The 21,680-nt window shown below is 68.9% G+C and carries 16 protein-coding genes and 2 pseudogenes; 3 read left to right on the top strand and 15 right to left on the bottom strand.

All coding sequences use genetic code 11. The features are described 5' to 3' along the window. Positions 1–15: 15 nt before the first annotated feature. From ABEA82_RS23660 to ABEA82_RS23610, 11 genes and pseudogenes are all read right to left on the bottom strand, one after another. Positions 16–2,136 (bottom strand): PQQ-dependent sugar dehydrogenase, encoded by a 2,121-nt coding sequence (locus ABEA82_RS23660; RefSeq protein WP_345663618.1) that lies wholly within the window; start codon positions 2,134–2,136, stop codon positions 16–18. 202 nt (positions 2,137–2,338) lie between these two features. Next, positions 2,339–3,502 (bottom strand): sugar phosphate isomerase/epimerase family protein, encoded by a 1,164-nt coding sequence (locus tag ABEA82_RS23655; protein WP_345663617.1) that lies wholly within the window; start codon positions 3,500–3,502, stop codon positions 2,339–2,341. A gap of 53 nt (positions 3,503–3,555) precedes the next feature. After that, positions 3,556–3,853: pseudogene (locus ABEA82_RS23650) on the bottom strand (hypothetical protein); the annotation flags it as partial. A gap of 66 nt (positions 3,854–3,919) precedes the next feature. Continuing rightward, positions 3,920–4,122, bottom strand: a pseudogene (locus ABEA82_RS23645) (metabolite traffic protein EboE); the annotation flags it as partial. A gap of 335 nt (positions 4,123–4,457) precedes the next feature. After that, positions 4,458–5,465 carry a sugar phosphate isomerase/epimerase family protein gene (locus tag ABEA82_RS23640; protein WP_345663616.1) on the bottom strand — a complete coding sequence of 336 codons (1,008 nt, stop codon included), beginning with the start codon at positions 5,463–5,465 and terminating at the stop codon, positions 4,458–4,460. A gap of 32 nt (positions 5,466–5,497) precedes the next feature. Then, positions 5,498–6,712, bottom strand: coding sequence for a Gfo/Idh/MocA family protein (locus ABEA82_RS23635; protein ID WP_345663615.1), 1,215 nt, complete (start codon positions 6,710–6,712; stop codon positions 5,498–5,500). Between the two features lie 86 nt (positions 6,713–6,798). Further along, positions 6,799–7,848: a substrate-binding domain-containing protein gene (locus tag ABEA82_RS23630; RefSeq protein ID WP_345663614.1), complete on the bottom strand. Its 1,050-nt coding sequence runs from the start codon at positions 7,846–7,848 to the stop codon at positions 6,799–6,801. A gap of 145 nt (positions 7,849–7,993) precedes the next feature. Beyond that, positions 7,994–9,025: an ABC transporter permease gene (locus ABEA82_RS23625; protein ID WP_345663613.1), complete on the bottom strand. Its 1,032-nt coding sequence runs from the start codon at positions 9,023–9,025 to the stop codon at positions 7,994–7,996. Further along, positions 9,022–10,545 (bottom strand): sugar ABC transporter ATP-binding protein, encoded by a 1,524-nt coding sequence (locus ABEA82_RS23620; protein WP_345663612.1) that lies wholly within the window; start codon positions 10,543–10,545, stop codon positions 9,022–9,024. Before ABEA82_RS23620 ends, ABEA82_RS23625 begins: the two co-directional genes overlap by 4 nt. 377 nt (positions 10,546–10,922) lie before the next feature. Further along, the gene (locus ABEA82_RS23615) at positions 10,923–12,104 is read right to left on the bottom strand and encodes an ROK family transcriptional regulator (protein ID WP_345663611.1); all 1,182 of its coding nucleotides are present in this window, start codon (positions 12,102–12,104) and stop codon (positions 10,923–10,925) included. A 227-nt stretch (positions 12,105–12,331) separates the two neighbouring features. After that, positions 12,332–12,484: a hypothetical protein gene (locus ABEA82_RS23610; RefSeq protein ID WP_345663610.1), complete on the bottom strand. Its 153-nt coding sequence runs from the start codon at positions 12,482–12,484 to the stop codon at positions 12,332–12,334. Between the two features lie 274 nt (positions 12,485–12,758). Between ABEA82_RS23610 and ABEA82_RS23605 the strand changes: the two genes are divergently transcribed. Then, a complete protein-coding gene (locus ABEA82_RS23605; RefSeq protein ID WP_345663609.1) occupies positions 12,759–13,565 on the top strand; it encodes an SGNH/GDSL hydrolase family protein in 807 nt (268 codons plus the stop codon). 110 nt (positions 13,566–13,675) lie between these two features. On the opposite strand, the gene ABEA82_RS23600 is transcribed toward ABEA82_RS23605, so the two are convergent. The 3 genes from ABEA82_RS23600 to ABEA82_RS23590 form a co-directional block, all read right to left on the bottom strand. After that, complete coding sequence (locus ABEA82_RS23600) at positions 13,676–14,251, bottom strand: PadR family transcriptional regulator (protein ID WP_345663608.1); 576 nt, start codon at positions 14,249–14,251, stop codon at positions 13,676–13,678. 423 nt (positions 14,252–14,674) lie between these two features. After that, entirely contained in the window at positions 14,675–15,463 is a 789-nt protein-coding gene (locus ABEA82_RS23595) for a tetratricopeptide repeat protein (RefSeq protein ID WP_345663607.1), read from the bottom strand. Positions 15,464–15,720: 257 nt separating this feature from the next. Next, positions 15,721–17,151 (bottom strand): non-reducing end alpha-L-arabinofuranosidase family hydrolase, encoded by a 1,431-nt coding sequence (locus ABEA82_RS23590; RefSeq protein WP_345663606.1) that lies wholly within the window; start codon positions 17,149–17,151, stop codon positions 15,721–15,723. Between the two features lie 1,020 nt (positions 17,152–18,171). On the opposite strand from ABEA82_RS23590, the gene ABEA82_RS23585 reads away from it, so the two are divergent. After that, positions 18,172–19,602 carry an endo-1,4-beta-xylanase gene (locus ABEA82_RS23585; RefSeq protein WP_345663605.1) on the top strand — a complete coding sequence of 477 codons (1,431 nt, stop codon included), beginning with the start codon at positions 18,172–18,174 and terminating at the stop codon, positions 19,600–19,602. A gap of 443 nt (positions 19,603–20,045) precedes the next feature. Here the strand turns inward: ABEA82_RS23585 and ABEA82_RS23580 are convergent, their stop codons facing one another. Further along, a complete protein-coding gene (locus tag ABEA82_RS23580; protein ID WP_345663604.1) occupies positions 20,046–20,873 on the bottom strand; it encodes a glycoside hydrolase domain-containing protein in 828 nt (275 codons plus the stop codon). Positions 20,874–21,248: 375 nt separating this feature from the next. Between ABEA82_RS23580 and ABEA82_RS23575 the strand changes: the two genes are divergently transcribed. After that, entirely contained in the window at positions 21,249–21,629 is a 381-nt protein-coding gene (locus tag ABEA82_RS23575; protein ID WP_345663603.1) for a hypothetical protein, read from the top strand. Positions 21,630–21,680: the final 51 nt, after the last annotated feature.

Genomic DNA, 21,680 nt, shown 5'->3' with positions numbered 1-21,680 from the left:
GTGTCCCCCTGCCGGTCAGTCGGCCGGGGTCAGTGCGACCTCGGCGCTGCCCGAGAGGGACGGCAGGCCGTCCGGGGGCGTGTCCGTGTAGGTGGCGTTGAAGACCGCCTTCAGATTGTCCGAACCGGAGTGACCGCCGTCCACGAACGTCTTGAACGATCCGGAGCAGCCGTTGCTCGTCGACAGCGGGTGGCCGTGCGTGTCGTGGCCGAGGATGAACGAGACGCTGACCTTCGCGCAGTCCACCGGCTGATCGTCGGTGACGGTGACCTGCCAGGTGACCGTGTCACCCCAGTGGAACGGGGTGCCGCCGTGCGGGGCCGGGTCGGTGGTGAGCGAGACGACCGGTGCCTTGTTGCCGACGACGACGGGAACGGACGCGGAGGCCGAGCGCCCGGTGCTGTCGGTGACCTTCAGCGTGGCGTCGTAGACGCCGTTCTTGGTGAACGTGTGCTTCGGGTTCGCCTCCCTGGAGTCGACCGTGCCGTCGGCGTCGAAGTCCCATGCGTAGCGCAGGGCGTCACCGTCGGCGTCCTTCGTGCCGGCGCTGGAGAACTGGACCGTCAGCGGGCTGGTGCCGTTGACCACGTCCGCGGCGACCTTGGGCTCAGGGGTGCGGTTGCCCCGGGTGAAGTCGATGCGGGAGAGCTGGGCCTCGGGCAGTTCCGCGAAGTACCCGGTGCCGTACTCGAGGACGTACAGGGCGCCGTCCGGGCCGAATTCGGCGTCGATCGGGCCGTCCGTCTTGATCGAGGGGATCGCGTCCTCGATCTTCTGGACCTCGTTCTTCTTGCCGAGAGTGATGGCCTTCATCTGGTCGCGGGTCCACTCGTAGAAGAGCGGCTTGCCGTCGAAGTACTGGGGCCAGCGGTTCTGGGCCTTGTTCCGCGGGTCGTAGCTGTACGCCGGGCCGCCCATGGGGCCGATGCCGCCCGTGCCGAGTTCGGGGAACGTCGGGGAGGCGTCGTAGCCGTAGACGATCTCCGCGTCCGTGACCGGGGGCAGCACGCTCCGGCCGGTGTTGTGGCGCGAGTCGTTGACCGGCTTGGCGCAGTCGAACGCACCGCTGGAGGTCTTGGTGGCGAAGTCGTAGTCCTGGTACGGCATGTCCTGAGTCACGCAGAACGGCCAGCCGTAGTTGGCGGGGCGGTCGATGACCATCCAGCGCCCCTGGCCGGCGGGGCCGCGGTCGGGGGCGGCGCTTTTGGCGTCGGGTGAGTAGTCGCCGACGTAGACCTCGCCCGTCTTGTCGTCCACTCCGAAGCGGAACGGGTTGCGCAGACCCATGGCGTAGATCTCCGGGCGGGTCTTCGGGGTGCCCGGCGCGAAGAGGTTGCCGTCCGGTATGACGTAGCCGCCGTTGCGCTTGGCCTTGATGCGCAGGACCTTGCCGCGCAGGTCGTTGGTGTTGCCCGCGGTGCGCCGCGCGTCGTAGGCCGGGTTGCGGTCGGGCCGGTCGTCGAGCGGGGCGTAGCCGTCGGAGGAGAACGGGTTGGTGTCGTCGCCGGTCGACAGGAACAGGTTGCCCTTGTTGTCGAAGTCGATCTTTCCGCCGACGTGGCAGCAGAGGCCGCGGTCGGCCGGTACGTCGATGATCTTCTGCTCGGTGGCGTAGTCGAGCTTGTTGCCCGCGAGCTTGAACCGGGACAGCCGTGTGACGCCCTTGTACTTGGCGAAGTCCTCGGCCTTGCCGGACTGCGGTGCGTCCCCTTCGTTGACGCCCGGGGTGGCCGGGTCGTCCATGGGGGTGTCGAGGCGGGGCGAGTAGTAGAGGTAGACCCAGTGGTTCTTGGCGAAGCCGGGGTCGACGGCGATGCCCTGCACGCCTTCTTCGTCGTGCTGGTAGAGCCCGGCGGGGCTCTTCTTCATGTCGGCGGCGAGGAAGTTCACGCCGCTCTTGGGGTCGTGGATGCGGACCTCTCCGGTACGCGCCGTGTGCAGCACCCGCCGGTCGGGCAGGACGGCGAGGGCCATGGGCTCGCCCGGGCGGTCGTTGAGGGTGACCTTCTGGAAGTCCGACGAGGCCGGCGGCACGGGGTCTGCTGGGGCGGCTTGGGCTACGGAGAGGGGCAGGAGCCCGACGGCTCCGGCCAGCGCAGCCGCCCCCACGAGGGTGACGATCTGTCTGTTGCGCACTCAGAACTCCTTTGTCCGGCCAGCGGGTGAAAAGCCAGGCGAGATGCGTGAGTTGGACGCTAGAGCGGCCACTTTCAACTCGTCAAGGACAAAGTTCCAATCTTTTCAAAGAAAGTTCGCCCTTGTATGTCATGTCTTTTCGGGCACGCCCGGTGCCCGCCCGGCGCCAAGTCGCCGAGCAGGCATCGCGCATGACGTCGCGTCAGCTACGGGCGCGCAGAGCTGCGAGGTTGTCGTAGCCGATCCGGGCGTACTCCAGGGACTGACCGGGAACGCTCGCGCTCGGTGCGGTGTCCTGCTCGACCATCGGGTTGTGGTAGTTCTTCGCACCCACCCGGGTGAAGAACCTCCGGTAGTCGATGTCGCCCGTGCCGAACGGCACCATGTCGTAGCCCAGGCCGCTCTGCGGATTGACCACGCCGTCCTTGGCGTGGAAGAGCGGGAAGCGGTTGGTGTTGCGGACCACGAGTCCGGCCGGGTCGAAGACACTCTCACGCTGCGAGCCGTCGTGGGCGGTGTACGTGTGGAACTTGTACTGGGCCACGTGCGCCCAGAAGACGTCCAGCTCCAGATAGACGCTCTTGCGGTCCGTCACCTTCAGGAAGTACTCCAGCTTCCGGATACCGGAGCTGCGGGTCGGCCGGCCCTGGGCGTCGAGCGGGCCGCCGTCGAGCAGGAAGTCGTAGGCACTGTCGTGGTTGTGGGTGTAGAGCTTGATGCCTTCACGGCGGGCGATGGCGCCCAGGGTGTTCCACTTCTGCGCGGCGACGTCCCAGTCGGCCCGGTAGGGGGTGTTGGTGGGGTCGGCGCCGGTCCCCATGTGCTCCATGCCGAGGATGTTGGCGATCTCCAGGAAGCGCTTGAAGGTGTCCAGGTCGGACGGGGTCAGCGGCCAGGACGGGGGGATGAAGCCGTGGCTGCCCTGCGCCCGCAGGCCGTACTCGTCGAGCCAGGAGCGCAGCAGCTTCGCGCCCTGGACGGTGCCCAGATCGGCGCCGCCGGGCGCGCCCGCGTGCTGGCCGTAGCCGGCGAACTCCACCTGGCGGTAGCCGAAGCGCGACAGCTGCTTGAACACCTCACGGAAACCGGAGGGCAGATCGGAGGCCAGCGGGTCGCGGCCGACCGCGTCACGCACGGTGTAGAGGATGATGCCGCGCTTGTGCGGCGGGACCAGAGCGGAACGCCCACCGTCATGGCCGGCGGCTTCCGCTCCGTCCTGCGCCAGAGCGGGCGCGGCACCGAAGACCGGGGCCGCCACCGCCGCGGCGGTGGCGGCCGTGCAGGTGCTGAGGAAACGGCGGCGGCTGACGCCGAGTGCACGGCGCAGGGAGTCGCCGGTGACGGCTTCGTCGTTGAACGCGGTCACAGTGGTTCTCTCTTTCGTTGTCGCAGTGCTGCGGGTGCCCGACGGCTACGGCCTCAGGAGGGGCCGGCGAGCCGCAGGAGCAGGGACTTCACCTCGGTGGCCGCTGCGCGGCCGGATACTGCGCGGGGGGTGGAGACCAGGACGAGCGGACCTTCTTCGTCGCTCGTGGGGAGGCGGCCGTGGCTGCCGCGTACGGGTGAGCGTCAGGGGCTACGACGGCGAGCCGACAGCGCGTGCGGGGCTACGTGCGGGCCACCGCCTTGGCCACATTGGCCGCACGGGCAGCCTTGGCCGCATGGGCAGCCTTGGCCGCACGTAAGGGTTCTCGGGATCCATGAACGGCTCGGCGGGGCCGGGCGAGGAGCGCGCCGGTGAGGAAGGTCGACTGAAGCGCCAGGACTGGAGTGGGGCGGGGGCTCATGCCGGCTCCTTCAGGCCGATGTCCGTCAACAGGTCACGGGCGAGGGTCAGTTCAGCGGCGATGCCGGGGACGTGGAAGTGGGCGCGCCAGGGTGCGTCGCCGGGCAGGGCATGCCGGCCGGCGCCTCGCCGAGGTCGTCGATGCCGCGCAGTCCGGCGGCGATGAGGGTGCGGGTCTGATGCGGGAAGCGCGGTACCGCGAGGGTCTTGGCCCTGCGCTGTGGAGGGCCTTCCTCCGTAGGCCGGTCAAACGGGCGGCGCACCGTGTGACTTGAACACGCCGTCAGTCTCGAACCACTGTGTGGTGCCTGTTCGAGAAGGACCGTAGCCGCGTTCGTCCTTGACCGGAACCCCTTGCGCAACGAATGCGCGAACTTCTTCCTAGGGCAGGACAAAGTCGTGTTCGGGCATCCCGGACCAGCCCAGCAGGCAGGCTCTCGGCCTCGAGCACTGGCCTGATGGGCTCTCAACAGGTCGGCGGCGGCGGGCGGCTACGGTTCGCCGGCGGCAGGTCGCGCCTCCCGCAGCGGAGCGTCTAGTTGTCTCCGGCTCCGAAGGCGGCGTCGAAGGACGCCGAAGGCGGGTCGAAGTCGAACCGCTTCAGATGGGCGAGTGCTTCCGGCGCGCCTTTCAGCCGGTCCATGCCGGCGTCCTCCCACTCCACGGAGATCGGCCCGTCGTAGCCGATGGAGCGCAGCATCCGGAACACGTCCTCCCAGGGGACGTCGCCGTGCCCGGCGGAGACGAAGTCCCAGCCGCGCCGCGGGTCACCCCAGGGCAGATGGGAGCCGAGCCGCCCGTTGCGCCCGTCCAGACGCTTGCGGGCCTCCTTGCAGTCGACGTGGTAGATCCGGTCCCGGAAGTCGTAGAGGAAACCGACCGGGTCCAGGTCCTGCCAGACGAAGTGGCTGGGGTCGAAGTTGAGCCCGAAGGCCGGGCGGTTGTCCACCGCCTCCAACGCGCGTTTGGTGGTCCAGTAGTCGTAGGCGATCTCGCTCGGATGGACCTCGTGGGCGAAGCGGACGCCCTCGGCGTCGAAGACGTCCAGGATAGGGTTCCAGCGCTCCGCGAAGTCCTCGTAACCGCGCTCGATCATCCGCTCCGGCACCGGCGGGAACATCGCCACCAGATGCCAGATCGACGAACCGGTGAAACCGACGACCGTGTCGACACCGAAGGCGGCCGCGGCCCGCGCCGTGTCCTGGATCTCGGCCGCTGCCCGTCGGCGTACGCCCTCCGGCTCCCCGTCGCCCCAGATCCGGGCGGGCAGGATGCCCTGGTGCCGTTCGTCGATGGGGTTGTCACAGACGGCCTGACCGGCGAGGTGGTTGGAGATCGCCCAGCACTTCAGGCCGTACTTCTCCAGCAGGGCGTGCCGGCCGGCCAGGTAGGACGGATCGGCCAAGGCCTTGTCGACCTCGAAGTGGTCGCCCCAGCAGGCGAGTTCGAGGCCGTCGTAGCCGAAGTCGGCGGCCCGCCGGCAGACCTCCTCCAACGGCAGATCGGCCCACTGACCGGTGAACAGGGTGAACGGGCGTGGCATCGTGCCTCCGAGCGGGGTTTCTTGCCGGATCTCTACCGGACTTCGGCCTCGACGGCCTGGACAGGGGTGTAGACGGAGTTCTTCTGCGCGCTCTCCTCCACCGCGCCGAGCACCCGCTGCACCTGTAGACCGTCGGCGAACGACGGCCTCGGGTCGGTGCCGGACGCGATGGCCTCGACGAGGTCGCGGGCCTGGTGGGCGAAGGTGTGCTCGTAGCCGAGCGCGTGGCCCGGCGGCCACCAGCCCTCCAGGTACGGGTGCTCGGGCTCGGTGACGACGATCCTGCGGAACCCCGCCGTGGCGGCGGGCTCCCGATGGTCGTGGAAGGACAGCTCGTTGAGCCGCTCCAGGTCGAACGCGAGTGAACCGGACTCGCCGTTCACCTCCAGCCTCAGGGCGTTCTTGCGCCCCGCCGCCATCCGGGTCGCCTCGAACGTGGCGAGCGCCCCCGAGGCGAGCCGGCCGGTGAAGACGGCCGCGTCGTCGACCGTCACCGGCCCGCGTCGAGTGGCGCCGGACGCGGCCAGGCCGGAGGACGCACCGTCGAGGCGGGGGCGTTCCTTGACGAAGGTCTCCATCTGGGCGGAGACCCCGACCAGCACCTCACCCGCCAGGTACTGGGCGAGGTCGACGATGTGCGCGCCGAGGTCGCCGAGCGCCCCCGACCCCGCGTGCTCCCGTTGCAGCCGCCACGTCAGCGGGAAGTCGGGGTCGACCAGCCAGTCCTGGAGGTAGCTGACGCGTACGTGGCGCAACGTGCCGAGCCTCCCGTCGGCGATGAGCCTGCGGGCGTAAGCGAGGGCGGGCACGCGCCGGTAGTTGAAGCCCACCATGGCCAACTGGCCGCGCGAGCGCGCCGCTTCGGCGGCGGCGACCATGGCCTCCGCCTCGGCGACCGAATTGGCCAGAGGCTTCTCGCACAGGACGTGCTTGCCCGCCTCCAGCGCCGCGATGGCGATCTCCGCATGGCTGTCGCCCGGTGTGCAGATGTCGACGAGTTGCACGTCGTCGCGGGCTATGAGGGCGCGCCAGTCGGTCTCCGCCGCGGCCCAGCCGTGCTTGTCGGCCGCCGCCCGTACGGCGTGCGCGTCGCGGCCGGCGATCGCGGCCAGGACCGGCCGCAGCGGCAGGTCGAACACGTGCCCTACGGTGCGCCACCCTTGTGAGTGCGCGGCACCCATGAACGAGTAACCGACCATGCCCACGCCGAGTGCCTGCGGTGCGGTCCCACTGTCCCTCTGTTCCATACGGATTGCTCCTCGTCGGAGTGTCACTGACTCATCGCTGTGTTCGCGGGGCACGCGGCGACGGGTCACCGCACTGCCCGGCCCGGTCAGATGAAGCCGGTCGGCAGGTACTGGTCGACGTTGTCCTTGGTGACCACGGCCGAGTAGAGGGTCAGCGAAGACGGGATCTCGAACTCGGCGAGGCCGCCGACGCCCTTGCCCTGGCCGAGCGCCCGGGCGAGATCGATGGCGGAGGCGGCCATCGTCGGCGGGTACAGGACGGTCGCCTTGAGCACGCTGTTGCCGGCCTTGATGGCGTCCATCGCGGACTTGGCACCCGCGCCGCCGACCATCAGGAAGTCGTCCCGGCCGGCCTGGTCGATGGCGCGCAGCGCGCCCACGCCCTGGTCGTCGTCGTGGTTCCACAGCGCGTCGAACTTCGACTGGGCCTGGAGCAGCTGAGCCATCTTGGCCTGGCCGGACTCGACCGTGAAGTCGGCCGCCTGGCGGGCCACCTTCTTGATGTTCGGGTAGTTCTTCAGGGCGTCGTCGAAGCCCTTGGTGCGCTGCTGGGTCAGTTCGAGGTTGTCGAGGCCGGCGAGTTCGACGACCTTGGCGTTCTTCTTGCCCTTGAGCTGTTCGCCGATGTAGTGGCCGGCGTTGAGTCCCATGCCGTAGTTGTCGCCGCCGATCCAGCAGCGGTACGCCTGCTGGGAGGCGAACACGCGGTCCAGGTTGACGACGGGGATACCCGCTTTCATGGCCTGCAGGCCGACCTGGGTGAGCGCCTTGCCGTCGGCCGGCAGCACCACCAGGACGTCGACCTTCTTGTTGATCAGCGTCTGGATCTGGCCGATCTGCTGGGCGGTGTCGTTGGACCCCTCGGTGATCTCCAGCGTGACGTCGGAGTATTTCTTCGCTCGCGACTTGGCGTTGTCGTTGATGGCGTTGAGCCAGCCGTGGTCGGCCTGGGGGCCGGCGAAGCCGATGGTGACAGGCTTGCCCGGCTTGTCGTCCGCGACCGGGGCGGCGTTGTCCGCGGCCTTCCCCTGGTTCGTGGGCTCATTGCTGGTGCAGGCCGTCAGCAGCGCGCCGGCGGAGACGGCTGCGGTGCCGAACAGGAGTGATCTGCGGCTGGTGGCGGGGGTTCGTGCCATGGCGGATGGCCCCTTCGACTGGGCGGTGTGCGTCAGATGGAGGATGTTGGGGGGTGCCCGGACGGCGGTGTCAGGGGCCGCCGTCCGGCGGTGTCAGGGCCGCCGTCCGGCGGCGATGCACGGCGTCAGGCGGCGATGCACGGCGTCAGGCGTCCCCGCCGCGCATCGAGCGGCGCTGGACCAGGACGGCGGCGACGATGATGGCGCCCTTCGCGATCTGCTGGACAGCGGTCTCGAGGTTGTTCAGGGCGAAGATGTTGGTGATCGTGGTGAAGACCAGGACACCGAGGACGGAGCCGATGATGGTGCCGCGACCGCCGCTGAGCAGGGTGCCGCCGATGATCGCCGCGGCGATGGCGTCCAGCTCGTAGAGGTTGCCGTTGGTGTTCTGACCCGAGCCGGCGAGCACGATCAGCATGAACGCGGCGATACCGCAGCACAGTCCGGACAGCAGATACAGGTACAGACGCTGGCGGCGGACGTCGATGCCGGCGAGGCGTGCCGCTTCCGCGTTGCCGCCGACCGCGACGGTGCGGCGGCCGAAGGTGGTGCGGTTCAGCAGCAGCCAGCCGATGACGGTGACAGCGGCGAAGATCAGGACGAGGGGCGGGATGCCGAGGATGTAGGAGTCCCTGGCACCGAGATCGAGCACCGACGGGACGGTCACGACCTGGGTGCTGCCGTCCGTGATCTGCAACGCCAGGCCCCGGGCGGAGGCGAGCATGGCCAGCGTCGCGATGAACGGCACCATCCTGCCGTAGGCGATCAGCAGACCGTTGACGAGACCACAGCCCACACCGACGATCACCGCGGTGAAGAGGATGCCCGCGAAGCCGAACTCCTGCGTGGCCACGGTCGTCGCCCACACCGAGGCGAGCGCCACCATCGCCCCGACCGACAGGTCGATCCCGCCGCTGGTGATGACGAACGTCATACCGACGGTGACGACGCCGATCACGGACGCCTGAGTGAGGACGAGCTGCAGATTGCTCGTCGCCAGGAACTGGTTTGGTGCGGTGATCCCACCGACCACGACGAGGACGGCGAGTACTCCGAGCAGGGACAGAGTGCGCACATCCCACCGCAGTCCGGTTCGGCGCGAACTCTCCTTCTCCCCCGCGGACTTGGCGGCGGACGTCGGCGCTTCCTGCTGCGCCGCAGTGGCCGGCTGCGTCATGGCGTCATGCTCCCTTCCATCACAAGATCAAGAACACGGTGCTCGTCGAGCTCCCGGGCGTCCGCCGTGTGCACGACGCTGCCTTCACGGAGCACCAGCACCCGGTCGGCGAGCCCCAGCACTTCGGGCACCTCACTGGACACGAGCAGTACCGCCAGGCCCTCGTCGGCCAGCCGGCGAATCACCGCGTAAAGCTCCGCCCGGGCGCCGATGTCGACACCCCTGGTCGGCTCGTCCAGCAGCAGCACCTTGCAGCCTCGCAACAGCCACCGTGCGAGCACCGCCTTCTGCTGGTTACCGCCGGACAGGGTCCTGATCGCGGCATCGGGATTGTCCGGCCGAAGGGACAGTTCCCGAACCGCCTGGTGGGCCGCGGCTCGCTCGGCACGCCGGTCGAGCCAGCCCCCGCGAGCGAACCGGGACAGGGTGGAGACCGAGACGTTGCTGCTGACGGACTCCAGCATCAGCAGGCCCTGCGCCTTGCGTTCCTCGGGCGCGAGGCCGATGCCGGCGCGTACGGCGGCGCGGACGCTTCCAGGACGCAGGGGTGTGCCGTCGACGAGGACACGGCCTTCGTCGGGCTTGCGAGCCCCGTAGATCGTCTCCAGGATCTCGCTGCGCCCGGACCCGACGAGCCCGGCCAGACCGACGATCTCGCCGGGCCGCAGCTCCAGATCGACGGGGGCGAACTCCCCTCGCCGGGTCAGCCCTTCGACCGTCAGCACCGGATCTTTCCCTGCGGCGAACCCGGCCTCGGGGCGCTCGGGGAAGACGTACTCCACATTCCGCCCGGTCATCAGGGCCACGACCTCATCGGTCGGCGTCGACTCGGCGGGCAGCCCGCCCGCGACCGACCGGCCCTCCTTCAGGACCGTGACCCGGTCGCCGATGCGCCGGATCTCCTCAAGGCGGTGGGAGATGTAGATGACGGCCACCCCGTCCGCCGTCAGATCGCTGACGATCCTGAAAAGGTTGTCCACCTCTTCCGGGTCGAGCGCCGCCGACGGCTCGTCCATCACGATCAACCGAACCTCGTGGGACAGCGCGCGGGCCATCGAGACGATCTGCTGCTGCGCCGCGGACAGATCTCCGACGAGCGTCGTCGGATCGATCTCCGAGTGCCCCAGACGTTTCAGCAACTCGGCGGTCGCCGTACGGGCGGCAGAGCCGCGCACGACGAACCCGGCGGAGGTGGGTTCGTGCCCGAGGAAGACGTTCTCCGCGACGGACAGCCCCTCGATCAGGTCGAGTTCCTGGTAGATGGTGGCGATGCCGAGACGCATGGCGGCGACCGGCGACCCCAGGGTCACGCGCTCACCGCGCCAGGTGATCTCGCCGCTGTCCGGCTGGTGGGCTCCGGCGAGCACTTTGATGAGCGTGGACTTGCCGGCCCCGTTCTGGCCGAGCAGGCAATGGACCTCACCGGCCTGGACCTCGAGATCCACGCCGTCCAGGGCGCGAACGCCCGGGAACGACTTGGTGATACCGGACATGGTGAGCAGGGGTGGTTGTGGTGCCATGAGGATTCCCCTCGGCGGATGCGGGCCGTGAGCGGGCAGGGCTGGGCGGGGTGGTTCAGGGAGGCGGCTCTGGAGATCCCCTGGCGTCGTGTGCGCTGGGGCGTAGGGGCTGAAAAGGGCAGGGCAGGCCTGATGGCCCGGCAACCATGCGGTGGTGACGGCCGCCGACGCTTCATGCGGTGTGGTCACGGCGGTGAAGTGAGTGTTGCGGCGGCTCTACGGGTGTTGCGAGGGCCCATGGGGTTGCCGAGGCGTGATGGGTGCAGCATCGCCATTGCGGTTGCAGTGGCGCCTGGTTGCAGTGGCGCTTGGTTGTAGGGCGCCACAGGGTCGCAGTGGGCCGAGTGGTGGTCCGTTGCCGACGAGGGCGGCAGCGGTCAGGCCGGTGAGAAGACGTGGTCGCTGATGAGCCGGGCCGCGCCGATGGCTCCGGCGGCCGGTCCCAACTCGCCCAGCACGATCGGCAGGTTGCCCGTGGCCAGCGGCAACGACTGCCGGTACACCTGGGTCCGGACACTGGCCAGCAACGTGTGCCCGAGCCCGGTCACACCGCCGCCGATCACCACCAGCCCCGGATTGAAGAAACTGACAAGACCGGCGATGACCTGCCCCAGACGCATTCCGCCCTCCCGGATCAGCTCCAGAGCCACCGCGTCCCCGGCCGCCGCGGCAGCCGACACGTCCTCGGCCGTCAGACGCCCGGCCGCCTCGAGCCGCGCAGCGAGCTGCGCCGACCGGCCCTCACGTGCGGCCTGCTCCGCGTCCCCGGCCAGCGCGGCACCGCTGAAGTGGGCTTCCAGGCAGCCCCGGTTGCCGCACGCACACGCGCGACCTCCCGGTTCCACCTGAATATGACCGATGTCGCCGGCACTGCCGGTCGTCCCCCGGTAGACCTCACCGCCGACGACGATGCCGCAGCCGATGCCGGTACCGATCTTGACGCACAGGAAGTCGCCCACGGAGCGTGCGACGCCCGCGTGCTGCTCCCCCATCGCCATCAGGTTCACGTCGTTGTCGACCATGACCGGACAGCCCAGTTCCTGGCTGAGCGCCTCCCGCACCGGGAACCCGTCCCAGCCCGGCATGATCGGCGGAGCCACCGGCACACCCTCGGGAAAGCGGACGGGGCCCGGGACGCCGATACCGGCGCCGTCGAAGCCCTCCGCGATACCGGAGGCCTTCAGCTTGGCAGCCATCGACAGCACGTGCTCGAAGACCGCCACCGGCCCCTCCCGGACATCCATCGGTTGATTCAGATGCCCCAGGACCTCCAACTCCGCGTTCGTCACGGCGACATCGATCGACGTGGCACCGATGTCGACACCGAGGAAACGCAGTGTCGGCGCGAGCCGGATGTTGTGCGACCGCCGGCCGCCCCGGGACGGGGCCAGCCCGTCCGCGACAACCAGCCCCGACTCCAGCAGCCTGTCCACTTCGACCGCCAGCTTCGAACGGGACAGGTCCACCAGATCACCCATCTGGGCACGAGAGTTGGACCCGTTGTCACGCAGTAGACGAAGCAGCCGCGCCTGATGCGCGTTCTCAGGTCGAGCGGTCATCCGTCTCACGATCCCTCCCCTCCTCTCACCCACGGCTGAGGCCTGGTGCCTGTCTCCGCCGAGGCGCCGACTGCGCTGTCAGCCTGTCGGAGAGGAACGTAACAACGATTTTCCAGAGTGGGAAGTACTTGCGCCCGAATCAGAGCTTCTTTTTCCACACACAGGACAAAGTCGAAATGGGTGGCTCCGAGAGCGCTGCTCCGGAACGGCCGAAGCGGGCTGTTTGATCACTCAGCCGTCAAGGCCGCCGCCGAGACCCTCGGCACCGGGGCGTCCAGCCCGACGCCTTCGACCGGGCCAATGCGGCCCTGGCCCGACTGATCGAGGCCGGAGAAGCCGACGGTGACATCCATCCCGACGTCGCCGTCGCCGACCTCCACCTCCTCTTCGGCTCCATCCCCAGCAGCCGCCCGGCCGCCGACCGCGCACGCAGGCACGCGCTGGTGATGGCGGGCCTGACGACGAGGCCTCGGCCGATCTCGGCCTGACGGGCAGCCGGGCAGGCTGATCGGCTGCGGCGGGCACTGAAGTGATCGATTTTGCGGGGTGAAGCACTCAAAGCTATCTTCATAGTCAACAATGCACCTAGGTGCTTAGTTTGCTATCGACGGCTGGTTGCCACTTCACCAGCAGCATGCGAGAGGCGGTCGGCCCATGCCGAACAGTGCGTATCTGCGCTACGTCGCCCTCGGCGACAGCCATTCCGAGGGCCTCGGTGACGGCGACGACACCCACGGCCTCCGGGGATGGGCGGACCGGCTCGCCGCGGAGGTCGCGCGGACCAGCCCTGGCCTGCTCTACGCCAATCTCGCCGTGCGCGGCCGCAAGGCCGGTCAGGTGCGCGCCGAGCAGCTCGCCCCGGCGCTCGCGATGCGGCCCGATCTCGCCACCGTGGTGGCCGGGGTCAACGATGTGCTGCGTCCGAGCTGCGGCCTCGACGAGGTGGTCGGCCATCTGGAGGCGATGTTCGCCGCTCTGACCGCGCAGGGCGCCACGGTGGCGACGCTCATGTTTCCCGACGTCGGGCGGATCACGCCGCTGGCCCGCCCGATCGGCAACCGGGTGCTCGCGCTCAATGAGCGCATCCGGGCGGCCGCCGGGCGCCACGGCGTCCTGGTGGCGGAGACGGCCGCGCACGCGGTGGCGACCGACCCGCGGCTGTGGAGCACCGACCGGTTGCACGCCAGCCCGCTCGGGCACGCCCGTATCGCGGCAGCCGTCGCCCACACGCTCGGCCTGCCCGGCACCGACGACCACTGGACGCTGCCCCTGCCGGTCGACGGGCCACGGGCCTCGGCCCGGCGGGTCGCGGCCGCCGAACTGCGCTGGGCCGGCACCTTCCTCGGCCCCTGGCTCGTCCGCCGCCTGCGCGGCCGCTCCTCCGGTGACGGCCGCCAGGCCAAGCGGCCCACCCTTCTTCCGGTGAGCTCACCCGCCGGGGACGCCCCGTCGGCCGTGTGAGGCCCCGGCCTGCGACGACGACGCCGAGCCGCAGCCTGTCGAGGCGTAGGCAAGGCGTAGGCCCGCTCAGTCACTCCGTTGACCAGTCCCATCGGTGGCCAACAGGCGAGCTAGCCGTCGGCCTGAAGGGCGGCCCTGCGCTGGTCGAGCCTGCGCAGCGCCATGTCCCCCCACTGGAGGTTCTCCCGCTCGAACGCCATGCCACGCAGCAGGGTGAGATACGGGCCGATGCGCTCGGCCTCGGCGAAGTACGCCTCCTCCGAGCGCCCGTCGAGCAGGCGCTGGCGGAGTCGTTCGTAGCGGGCGAGCTTGGCGGTGGCCCACTCCATGCGTTCGCTGATGGCCGCTCGGACCGCCTCGATGTCGCCGGCGTCCAGGCACTGCACCTTGACCAGCAACTCGTCCCGGATCACCGAAGGTTTGCCCAACGGCTCGGCGGTGTAGGCGCGCACGGCCTCCCGTCCGGCCTCCGTCAGTGAGAACAGTCGCTTGTTGGGTCGGCGCTCCTGCTCGATGACACGAGCAGCGACCAGCCCTTCCACCTCCATGCGCTCCAGCTCCCGGTAGAGCTGCTGGGGTGTCGACATCCAGAAGTTGGCGACCGACGCGTCAAACGCCTTCGCGAGGTCGTAGCCGGACGCCTCGCCCTCCAATAGCGCGGCCATCACCGCGTTCCGCAAAGCCATGGGCCCACGCTAGCACCACTGTGATTAATCAACGGAGTGACCAAGACGAATGACCGTCATGGCGCCTGCCGAGTCCCGGCGTCCACCCGATCGGGTGCCCTCAGTCGAGCAGGAGCACGGCGTCGATCGAGAGTACTGAGGCGGTCGCATCCGCCCGCCTCAGTACTCATCCGCCACCCCACCGACCGTGCGGCCGGGAGCGCGGCGGAGACCGTGGAGCTCCTCCGAGTCCGCGGAGCCGAACCGCGGCGGCCAGGGCGGCGACCAGGGACAGCCTCAGCAGTGGGTGGGGCCGGCCGGTTAACCCGCCCGGCGAAATGTGCCGTCGACCCGGGTCCGGACGAGCGAGGTCCGGCGCGTTGCGACAGCTGGATGAGCTGCCCAGGGAGCGCCTGTGACGCGCCCCGAGCGGGGGCGCTGCGCTTACGGTCGAGTGGCGTCGATGCGCTCGAGCAGCGTTCGCGCTTCGACGGTGCGGCTGTGGTCCGGGCCGAAGGACGCCAGGCAGGCATCATGAGCGGCTGCAGCCTTGCGACGGGCATCGGGAGCGCGGCGCAACCCCAACAGGGCATTGGCAAAGGCCAGTTCGACGGCGCCCGTATCTGGATGGCGCTGGTCGTCGGGCAGAGCGCGGTACAGCTTTTCGGCGCCCTGTGCCTCGGTGAGGGCCTCTTCGTGGCGGGCCTGGCCGTTGAGGCTGCGAGCCAGGCCGAGTCGCAGGACGACGGACCCCCGGTCACGTACGCGGTGGGCGGCCAGGGCCTCGCGGGCGAGTGCTTCGGCCTCCTGGTGGCGGCCCTGCGCATTGAGGGCGAAGACCAGCCCGTTGCGGGCGGCCGCTGCCAGGAATGCCATCTCCGGGCCGGTACCGCGGCCTGCGGCCTCGGCGACGGCCGCGCATTCTGCCTCGCACTCGGTGTACTGGCCGAGCGAGGTCATCTGCTGGGCGCGGTCCGAGCGCAGCTTCAGGGTCAGCCAGTGATCGGCTCCAAATATCCTGCTGAAGGCAGGCAACGCTTCGTCGTAGGTGGCGAGTGCCTCGGCGTGGCGGCCTTGGGCGCCCGTCGCGAGCGCGGCGATGTTCAGCGCCACGGCTGCGTACTCGTCGTCGCGTGGCCGCGATCGGGCCACGGCGCGGGCTTCGGCCTCCGCCTCGGCATAACGCCTGGCTTCGTAAAGGGCTTTGGCCTCACCCACAGGCGTCCCCGCCATTCGTTGGGCATCGCTTCGGCCACGCCGTCGTAAGAATCTCATGACCGGGAGCATACGGATGCCGCGCAGGCTGCTCGGCGAAGATGCAAGGAGACAGTTGGCAGCCCTGGCGTTCTGAGGCTTCATCTCAGAGCACCGTGTCCGGCTCGGCGCTCGTCAGCGGTTCATCGGCTTCCTCGGCGCTGATTCATGGTGGCAAAGGCGACGGCCGGCCCGATCTGGGTGAGGCCGGCCGTCGGCGAGGTACACAGGCCGGTTCAGCGCTGCAGGGTGAGGACGGCCGGCCGCCAGGGCAGTTGGTCGTAGGGGCCGCTCGCGGAGGGGGACTTGCCCTGGTAGAGGAACTGCAGGTTGCAGGGGTCGATGGTCATGGTCTGGTCGGGGTTGTTGCGGACCAGGTCACCGTGGCTGATGTCGTTGGTCCAGGTGGCACCGCTGTTGGCCTTGCCGGCGAAGGGGTTGCTTTCGGTGGCGGCCTGCGGGGTCCACGGCCCGTTCAGGCTGGAGGCCGTGAACGAGCGGAAGAAGCGCTGCTCCGTCGCACCCCGCGCCTCGACGATCATGAGGTACTGGTTCCGGCCCTGGACCTTGTACACCTGCGGCGCCTCGAACAGGTTCTTCTCCGTGTCGCTCATGACCGTCGTGTACGACGAGCCGAAGTTGCCCGGGAAGTTTCCGATCGGCATGCTCGCCCGGTAGATCTTGCCGTTGTCGCCGGCGAAGAACAGGTACATGTTCTGACCGTCGGCGATCAGGGTCTGGTCGATCGGGCCGGTGCCGGAGCCGGAGATGCTGCCGGTGAACAGCGGCTGCGGCGCGGACCAGCCGTTGGGGTTGGTGGGGTCGCTCGACGTGCGGTAGACGAAGGGCCACTGGCCCCACTGGTAGGCCAGCACCCAGATGTTCTTCGGCGCGAAGTAGAACAGCGTGGGCGCCACCGCGGCCTGGTTCATGCCGGCCTGGCCGGCCGACGCCATGTCCGACCAGTTCGTGAAGGGGCGGAACGTCATCGAGCCGTACGACGATCCCGACACGTTCGACGCGTAGACGAGGTGCTTGCCCTGGTACGTCACGTTGGTGAAGTCCTTCAGCGAGACCCATCCGTTCGCCGGCTGCGCCAGCGCACCCGTCGACGTCCACCGGTACGTCGACGGCAGAGGACACGTGCCGTCCCCCGGCGGGGTCGTCCCGGACAGGCCGGTCCACTTCTGGTTGCTGCCCCCGTTGCACGTCCAGATCTGCGCCGCTGTGCCGTTGGCCGTACCGGAGCCCGCAACCTCCAGGCACAGCCCGGACTCCACGCCGACGACCGTGCCGTCGGAGTTCACCCGCCACTGCTGGTTCGCACCGCCGGAGCAGGTCCAGATCTGCACCCGGGTACCGGCCGCCGTGGCGTGGCCCGGAACATCCAGGCACTTGTTGCCATACACGGTCAGCTGGTTGCTGTCCGTCGACGTCCACTGCTGGTTGGCCCCGTCCCAGCAGTCATAGATCTGCAGATACGTGCCGTCGGTCTGGCTGGCGCCCGGCACATCGAGACACCGGCCGGAACCAACACCGCGCAAGGCGCCGCTGGAAGCCGCCTGAGCCGGGGCGGCGACAAGTATCGCCGCCAGCGCCGCCAGGGCCGCAACCACGGCGGCGAGCACCACAGACGGATGCCTGCGGCCGGAACTTCCTCTGCGCATGGATACTCCCTAGATCTTGACCAGGCGGTTCCGGTTGGCCTCGTCAGAGGCTGGCCGGCCTGTCGGCGTGGTGCGGTGTGCAGCAGTCCGCGAGCACCAGGGCGGACGGCGACAACTGGCGGGGCCATGACATACGAATCCATGGCATACGCATGCGGCATGGTCGTTGTGATTCCGACTTCAGGCGCTGCTGCCCGGCATGGCCCTACCGTGCGATGGAGCGGCTCAGAACGTTCGCCATGTCGAACAAAAGTCAAGGCGTCGAGCAACCCGAATCATAGAGAACCGGTGAACGGCGTCAACACCTCTCGCATGTATCGCCACTAGCGCCGAAACATTCGCACCACCGCAGCCGACCAGCGTGCGCCACACCGTCAAATGGCTGGCTCGTATGCGACTTGACCCCGGCACAGAGCGATGTGCGGACGACGCACACACTCGGTCGACCCTGCCTTCAACGTCCGCGACACCGAAGTTTCCGCACGCCGCCGACGCCAGCACCGGGGGCCACCGTCCGCTTGCCGGATGACCGAAAGTTTCGTCCACCAATCGGAAATTTCTTCGGCGGAGAGTATTGACGATCCACGGTCACGCCTCAATCATCCCTGTCTGGGCAATCCATGCTGCACGGCAGGTCACCAGCTGCACGGCAGACCCGCGCACCACATCGCCTGCCCACCCCGTTCCGTTCCGGTGAGATTCGCACCAGCGCATCCTGGCTCTTCCCGCAGTCGGAGAGGTATGCGATGCCGTGTGACGGTCCCCCGGCTGAGCCGCGATGGAGTACCCCATGCCTGTGCCGAGACGTGGAACACGCCCGCCGCCCGCCGTACGTCTACCGACGGCCGACCGGGTGCGGCGCCCGTGCCGGTTGGCATCATCCCGGTCCCAATGACTGCGATGTCCGGTGATTCCGTGCTGCCCGGGCTCCGACCCGCCCCGTCCGTCTGCCGGACGGGGCCGGACGACGCAGCCCGTGCGCTTCAGTCGATCAGCGATTTCTACCTCGGAGGCACAGTCATGGGCTGGTATGCCCTTCCCAGATCCGTTACCCGCCGGAAGATCCGCGGCCTGCTGCTGGCGCTGGTCGTCGGCGTCCTCGGTGCGGTCACCGCACTGGCCGCACCGCCGACCGCAGACGCCGCCGAGAACACGCTTGGCGCCGCGGCGGCACAGAGCGGCCGCTACTTCGGCACCGCCATCGCCTCGGGCAGGCTGGGCGACTCGGCGTACACGACGATCGCGGGCCGCGAGTTCAACTCGGTGACGCCCGAGAACGAGATGAAGATCGATGCGACCGAGCCGCAGCGGGGCCAGTTCAACTTCAGCGCCGGCGACCGCGTCTACAACTGGGCGGTACAGAACGGCAAGAAGGTGCGCGGCCACACACTGGCCTGGCACTCCCAGCAGCCCGGCTGGATGCAGAGCCTCAGCGGCAGCACACTGCGCCAGGCGATGATCGACCACATCAACGGCGTGATGGCCCACTACAAGGGCAAGATCGCCCAGTGGGACGTCGTGAACGAGGCCTTCGCCGACGGCAATTCGGGAGGCCGGCGGGACTCCAACCTGCAACGCACGGGCAACGACTGGATCGAGGTCGCCTTCCGCACCGCGCGCGCCGCCGACCCGGCCGCCAAGCTCTGCTACAACGACTACAACATCGAGAACTGGACCTGGGCCAAAACCCAGGGCGTGTACGCCATGGTCCGGGACTTCAAGCAGCGCGGCGTGCCGATCGACTGCGTCGGCTTCCAGTCGCACTTCAACAACGACAGCCCGTACAACAGCAACTTCCGCACCACCCTGCAGAGCTTCGCGGCGCTCGGCGTCGATGTGGCGATCACCGAACTCGACATCCAGGGCGCCTCGGCCACGAGCTACGCCAACGTGACCAACGACTGCCTGGCCGTCCCGCGCTGCCTCGGCATCACCGTCTGGGGTGTGCGCGACACCGACTCCTGGCGCTCGGAGCAGACACCGCTGCTGTTCAACGGCAACGGCAGCAAGAAGCCCGCCTACACCGCCGTCCTCAACGCACTCAACGGCGGCTCCACGACGCCCCCTGCGGATGGCGGACAGATCAAGGGCGTCGGTTCGGGCCGTTGCCTGGACGTGCCCGGAGCCGGCACCACCGACGGCACACAGCTCCAGCTGTGGGACTGCCACAGCGGCACCAACCAGCAGTGGACGTACACCGACGCCGGCGAGCTCATGGTCTACGGCAACAAGTGCCTTGACGCCGCCGGCACAGGCAATGGTTCCAAAGTCCAGATCTACAGCTGCTGGGGCGGCGACAACCAGAAATGGCGCCTCACCTCCGACGGATCCATCGTCGGTGTCCAGTCCGGCCTCTGCCTCGACGCCGTCTCAGGCGGCACCGCCAACGGCACCCTGATCCAGCTCTACTCCTGCTCGAACGGCAACAACCAACACTGGACCCGTACCTGAGGGGGCCTGCCACAAACGAAGGGGGAAGCCGTGACAGCCCACGGTGCGGCTTCCCCCACCCCTCCGTAAGTACATCGTCGATGGGCCCGGGTCGCCGCCGTGGTGGCGGCGACCTCGCGATCGGGATGCTCGCCGCGGTGCATCCGGCGCCCGCCGAGGTGGCGAGGGTGAACACCGTGGCCGAGAGTCCGTCCTGCTCAGGGCTGAGCAGACTGCGGCAACCAACTCACCCGGAGATCCGCCTTCGCTCGCTTCGGACACCAGACACACGCCCTCGGTCTCCCACCGCTGCTCCGGCTTGGAACGACACCCGGTGCTGGCGTGCTTGACACCAAACCGGCACATCACACCGGTGACGGACCGCGCGGACGCTGGTGAGCGTCCCACCGATCCAGTAGGACTCCCGGACGCCTTGGTGCCCGGGTGTCACGGCCGACCCGGCCCTATCCGGTGATGGCCACCGGGGCGTCCCAGGCGTTGCGGTCGACGGTGATGGTGTGGCCGCCGCGGGTCTCCTTGCTGTTGACCATGTACTGGTGCGCGCGGCTGTGGTTGGTGTAGAGCTTGGGATCCCAGGGCCAGTCGGCGGTGGTGGTGTTCTTGTTGTTCCACAGCGCGTACCAGAGGTTGCCGGGCAGGTCGGTCCGGTCGGTGGCCGTGGCGATGGCCTTGGCGCTGGAACTGCTGAATCCGTAGAGCCCGGCGCGGTAGGTCTTGGCTCGCAGGGTCTTGGTGAAGGAGCGCACGTACGTCAGGGTGGCGTCGTTGCACGCTTTGTTCGTGATGTCGTACGACTCCATGTTGAGGTAGATGGGGCTGCCGGGCTTCATGCCGAGTGCGGATGCCTTGGCGACGGCGTCCTCGGCGTTGCTCTTGCCGAGGGCGGCTGCCGTGGTGGCGGTGAACCTCTCCGGGTTTCTGCTGGTCTGGCAGGGCGGCTGGGCGCCGACGTAGAGCGGGATGAGCTTCCATCCGGCGGCGCTGACCGACTTTACCCAGGACGCGGTGAGGTTGGGCTGGGCGCAGCCGCGGTTCTTGCCGCCGATGTAAACCGCGGCGGCCCCGTAGAAGCCGGTCTTCCACGCCTTCATCGCGGCGAGGGAGGGCGCCGTGCAGGTGTCGAAGGCCCGACCCGTGTACGTCTTCTGCGCAGGCCAGCTCGTGGCGGCCATGGAGGTCTGCGCCGCGATCCCGGCGCCGGCGACCACGACGACGCCTGTCGTGGCCCACGCGATGTAACGGCCTCTCCTGGACAGCCTGTGACTGGACATCCCCACCCCATTCGGATCGCGGCCCCGGCCGCATACGTGCGCCGGCGGAAGGCTCGCGAACGCGGCGGTACACCGTAGGGTGAGGCTGCGGCGCTCGGCGTGTTCTGTTGCGGCGCGGTCGAGCTCCGGCAGTCGGAGCGCTCCCGTACTCTATCCAAGCCGCCGCTGCTGTGCTGACGCGCTCGGCGTCTGCTGGTACTGAGCCGTCACCGAGGTCGCGTCGGAGTAGCGCGCCGCGGCGACACGTACCCGCTCCATGACGTCGACAGCCCTCTTGGGCGCGACGTCCTGTCCGGACATCACCTCGGCTTGTTCACTGGTGGCCCCTCCCCCGACCAGGTCGTCGGCAGACGGTTCTGCTGACAGACTGGACCCATGCCGAAAAAGCGAACGTCCGACAAGAGTTTCGCCGAGGTGACGGCCTCTTTGGAGCACGGGGAAGGGTCTGATCCGGCCACCGGTCAGCTCTCCCCCGCGAGCGCGGGCGAACTCGTCGACCAGCAGGGCTGTCTGTGGCGGAAGAGCAGGGGCCCTCTGGACGCTCGGCTGATCAGGCGACTGGTGAGCGGCGCGGACGAGATGATCGTCGGGGAGGGCGCCGGAGAGGTGCTGCGGCCCGTGCCGGCCGACGTGCGCGAGGAGGCATGGACCCTGATCAAGGACGAGCTGAACGCATCCGGGTCGGGGAGGTACCAGGCGTTCGACTTTCGCTCCGAGGACGGCCGTGTCCTGCTGTACGTCGAGGAATTCTGCTGAGGCCATAGGGACGGCATGAGTCGGGGCGGTCGGCAGATGCTGACCGCCCCG

Origin of the sequence: Streptomyces venetus, from assembly GCF_039540295.1 — a bacterium.
Taxonomy (GTDB): domain Bacteria; phylum Actinomycetota; class Actinomycetes; order Streptomycetales; family Streptomycetaceae; genus Streptomyces; species Streptomyces venetus.
This window is presented reverse-complemented; position numbering and strand designations above follow the sequence as displayed.